Annotated in this window: 5 protein-coding genes; all 5 read left to right on the top strand. The window is 54.2% G+C overall.

Annotated features, from left to right (window positions below):
- Window positions 1–1,286: RHS repeat-associated core domain-containing protein (locus K8B33_RS15995; RefSeq protein WP_223428341.1), on the top strand; the 1,286-nt coding region annotated here is incomplete at its 5' end.
- Window positions 1,283–1,621: a hypothetical protein gene (locus K8B33_RS16000; protein WP_223428342.1), complete on the top strand. Its 339-nt coding sequence runs from the start codon at window positions 1,283–1,285 to the stop codon at window positions 1,619–1,621. The genes K8B33_RS15995 and K8B33_RS16000, both read left to right, overlap by 4 nt.
- Before the next feature lie 469 nt (window positions 1,622–2,090).
- Window positions 2,091–2,609, top strand: coding sequence for a DUF4304 domain-containing protein (locus K8B33_RS16160; RefSeq protein ID WP_263284735.1), 519 nt, complete (start codon window positions 2,091–2,093; stop codon window positions 2,607–2,609).
- A gap of 318 nt (window positions 2,610–2,927) precedes the next feature.
- Window positions 2,928–3,362: a hypothetical protein gene (locus K8B33_RS16015; RefSeq protein ID WP_223428343.1), complete on the top strand. Its 435-nt coding sequence runs from the start codon at window positions 2,928–2,930 to the stop codon at window positions 3,360–3,362.
- Between the two features lie 15 nt (window positions 3,363–3,377).
- The coding region (locus K8B33_RS16020) for a hypothetical protein (protein ID WP_223428344.1) at window positions 3,378–3,933 on the top strand (556 nt) is incomplete at its 3' end.

Consider the following 3,933-nt stretch of genomic DNA (forward strand, 5'->3'; position numbering starts at 1 on the left):
CCCTGACCGCCCGCTACGACTACGGCCCGGACCGCCTGCTGAGCCTGCGAGCGGCCAACAGCCTCCCCGAGTATTACCTGTTCGATGCCCTGAACAGCCCCATCGCGCTAACCCGGCGAGACGGCACAATAAGCGCCCGCTACAGCTACGACGCCTGGGGCAACACCCGCCAACAAAGCGGCACCTCCTTCAACCGCTTCGGCTTCACCGGCCACGAACACGATCAGGAAACCGGCCTGATCTACGCCAAGGCGCGCTACTACGACCCGGAAACCGCCCGCTTCCTGAGCCAGGACCCCTGGTCTGGCGATGTGAGCATGCCGCCGAGCCTGCATAAGTACCTGTATGCGTATCAGAACCCGACGGTGTATGTGGACCCGGATGGGCGGCAACCCATCTTCAGGAATGTCGACGAGCGCGGAACCGTTACCTTCTCGGACACCGGCGGCAGCGACAGCCAGATTGTCCATGACCCCGGCGGTCGTGAGGCCCGCCTCCGCGCGGAACAGGAGCACCGGAACCAAGACATTGCCCGGCACCAAGAGAACGTACAGGAGGGTGACAGAGCCCGGCGTGCCGGAACAAACCCGGCCTGCGCGGGTGCGAACCCACCGGCTCACTGTGTCGCCCCGCTTGACCTAGATAGATCGGAGCGGCAGATTACCATTGCAGAAAGCGGAGCTGCCCCGGGAGTCGATATTCCTGGACTTGAGGAATATTTCGTCCACCGGGAGAAAGTCACTAGGGCGGTCATGATTGCCGGCGCTACTGTGGTGCTGGCGGAAGTTGCGACACCTGGGCGGCAGGCAGGAGGGGCCGGCCAGAGTATCATTCGAGGCACTACCAGCATAACCACATCTGCACCTGTTACGCGCGGCTCGAATATCCTTGTTACAGAAAGGCGCTCGCGGCTATCCAGCGACGTGAACCAAGAGATGGGACGGCTAGGATATCGCCCGCCATACGCTCGGAACCGAGAAGTGATTGAGGCGACCTTATCTAACGATCAAAGCTTTGTCCGTGTCTATAGTCCCGGCCGCTCCAATATTGAAGGAAGATGGGTTGTGCGCCGCGAAGACATTAACGGCTTAAGTCCTAGACAAATACAGGAGAGGCTTTCATTGCCATATACACCTACACACATAGTTGATGTCAATATTCCAGCCGGGACCAGAATCAGAACGGGACAGGCGGGGGCGAATTTTGGAAATCCAGGAGGAATGACTCAGTTTGAACTCATTGACCGAGTCGAAGGGGCTTTCTCTAATGGCAGGAGGTTAAAATGAACCTTAAACACTACGGAGACACCCTTATACTCAATAATGGAAGGCAGATTAGAATGCCTGCGGAAGTGAAAAAAGCTGTATCCGTCGAGAACTTTATTGCTGTTCTCCTACGAGTTCCAGAAGGAATGGTATCGAATGACAACATTATTTTTTTTTCCGAAAGGAATCCTGAGAAGCGATGGAAATCTGCAGACCCTTATCCTGACGAGACTGACTCTCCATTTGTCAATATAGAAGAAAGCGGACATAAGATTACAGCCTATACATGGATAGGAGAAAGAATAACCATAGAACCTGCGACAGGAAAAATCCTTAATCGCCGAGAAACTAAATGAACAGAAATCGTAGCAGCATACTGCTCCAATCATGGTGCCCGTCCGCCTGTCCGGCGGACCTCCCTCACATCCAGCTACCCATCATCTGCTCAGATTCTGAGCAGATTTGCTTCTCATAGGGCCGCCAGAGACAGCTGCGCTGTAAATTCCTGTTGCTTCCCCTCCTCCTGACCGTTCGTTTTTTCACCAATCCGTACTGACAGGCCACACTTCCCCGTGGACACCGTAACGTGGCAGCCGGTTCAACGCCTCGAACGGTGTTCGCCCGTCCAGATGCTGGTGGGTGACAATGGCAGAGGAGTTGTATATCAGCGACCGGGGGTTGTCGGGAGCGCTGACATGATTTGGATCATGGATCCGACAGCTCGTTACCCATTCGTCGTGGTGAACAATAAGTCGAAGGTTATCGCCGAGAATTGGAATCCACCACAGGCGAATGTTGGACATGTAGAGTGGAGACTTACGACTGATGGCCGACTCAAAATTAGTTAAAGAGGCGCTTGGCGCACCTCTTAAAGAAGCAGGCTTCAAGAAAAAATCAGATAGTTGGTGTTGGAGTGACAACGAGGTTGTTTTGCTGGTTAATATCCAGAAATCTCAATACGGTGGCCAATACTATGTGAATGGTGGCGTTGCTGTGAAAACGTTAGGAGAGGCTGAATTCCCTAAAGAGCATCATTGCCACATTCGCTTTCGATTGACGGCTGTTGTTTCTGATGAGGAAAGAAAAGAAATTGAATCGGTATTCGACTTGGAAAACGAGTCGTTGTCTGATCAGAAGCGGAAAGAGGAGATATCAAGGCTGGTCAAGGACGTTGCGCTGCCGATCCTTCAAGGGTGTTCGTCCGAGAGCAGCATGGCTGAAACAGTCAAAAGTGGAAGGCTTGCAAAAGCAATGGTTCACAAACAGGTTAAAGGCTTAGTTAGTTTATTGTTTTATAAGCTGAAAATGCCCGCCCAAGCCCCGCAATTCGGGCTTTTCGTATAGGTTGGGCGTCTCGTCAGCGAAGGTAAAATGCGCACAGCGACTGGGTCGTAAATTGACTGCCTCGGAATCTCGGGAATTGCGGAACAATACCAATACTTTGGTAATTGACACTGATCTTCATCAGCAGGAATCTCGTACATATGGTGGTCGAAATGCTCGCTCAAAGATTCAGCAGGATGCTGCAGATTTAGGGGCGGCAGCTCGACGAGACGAAGCTGTTTTGCGGGAGAGGCTGGCTTCACAAGGGCACGGTCAGCGTGAAATTGATGCCGCCTTCGAACAGCTTCATGAGGCAAATCGCAAGAGTGGATTGTACTAATGATAAGTCCAACTTTAATGTTAGGCAGAGATTTCTACGAATCGATCAAACAAGGTGCCTTCGATCCTTTTGAGGTCCCGGATCCTGAGATTATCGGTGACGAGGCGTACGTCGAAATTCCAGAAGCAGGTTTATCTATTGTGCTTTATGAGAATGGGAAGATTCAGGCAGTTCATTTACACTCAGATGGGCATGGAGGGTATCAAGCACGTGTGGATGGATTGCCAGAAGGGCTCGCTTTCGATATGTCGCGGAAGCAAGTTCGTGCGAAGCTTGGTGAACCGCTGGAAAATAGCGAGGGTGTGATGCTGCCTGTTTTGGGCCAAAAGCCTGCTTGGGACGCATTTGGTATGCAGGGCTACGTCATGCATGTTGAGTATTTGACCAGCAAGCTTGGCATCCAGCTCGTGACACTAAGCTTAGGTGAATATTAAATACGTCGCCTGAGCGTGACAGAAACCCTGACCGCAGAAGGCGGCGCCGCCCGGACCACCGCCTACCGCTACGACCGCTTCGACCGCCTGATCCACCAGACCGACCACTTCGGGCAGACGGTCAGCTACAGCTACGACGACAACGGCAACCGCACCCGCCTGCTGTCCTCCGCCGGGCATGTCACTCAATACCGCTACGACCGCCGCAACCGCCTGAGCAGCGTCGCCACCCAGGACGGCGAGACCCGCTACAGCTACCGCCGCACTGACCAGCTCAGCGGCATCGCCTACCCCCACGGCGGCGTGAGCGATTACCACTACGACACCGGCCACCGCCTGACCAGCCTGGTCCACCGCCATCACGGCGGCGAAGTGGCCCGCTACGGCTACCAGTACGACGGCAACGGCAATCGTACTCAGCAGACCGAGCACAACGGCTTCGGCGAAGAAATCACCACCTACACCTACGACGCCGCCGACCGCCTCCAGGCCGTGCACTACCCGGATAAGGCTGAAGCCTACACCTTCGACGCCGCCTGGAACCGGGTCACTGAGACTGTCACAGACCTGA

Source organism: Alcanivorax limicola, assembly GCF_019931215.1.
GTDB lineage: Bacteria > Pseudomonadota > Gammaproteobacteria > Pseudomonadales > Alcanivoracaceae > Isoalcanivorax > Isoalcanivorax limicola.

Excerpts from the sequence above, each read along its gene's own strand:
- K8B33_RS16015 (WP_223428343.1), top strand. The coding sequence starts at position 2,928 with ATGATAAGTCCAACTTTAATGTTAGGCAGAGATTTCTACGAATCGATC.
- K8B33_RS16000 (WP_223428342.1), top strand. The coding sequence starts at position 1,283 with ATGAACCTTAAACACTACGGAGACACCCTTATACTCAATAATGGAAGG.
- K8B33_RS16160 (WP_263284735.1), top strand. The coding sequence starts at position 2,091 with ATGGCCGACTCAAAATTAGTTAAAGAGGCGCTTGGCGCACCTCTTAAA.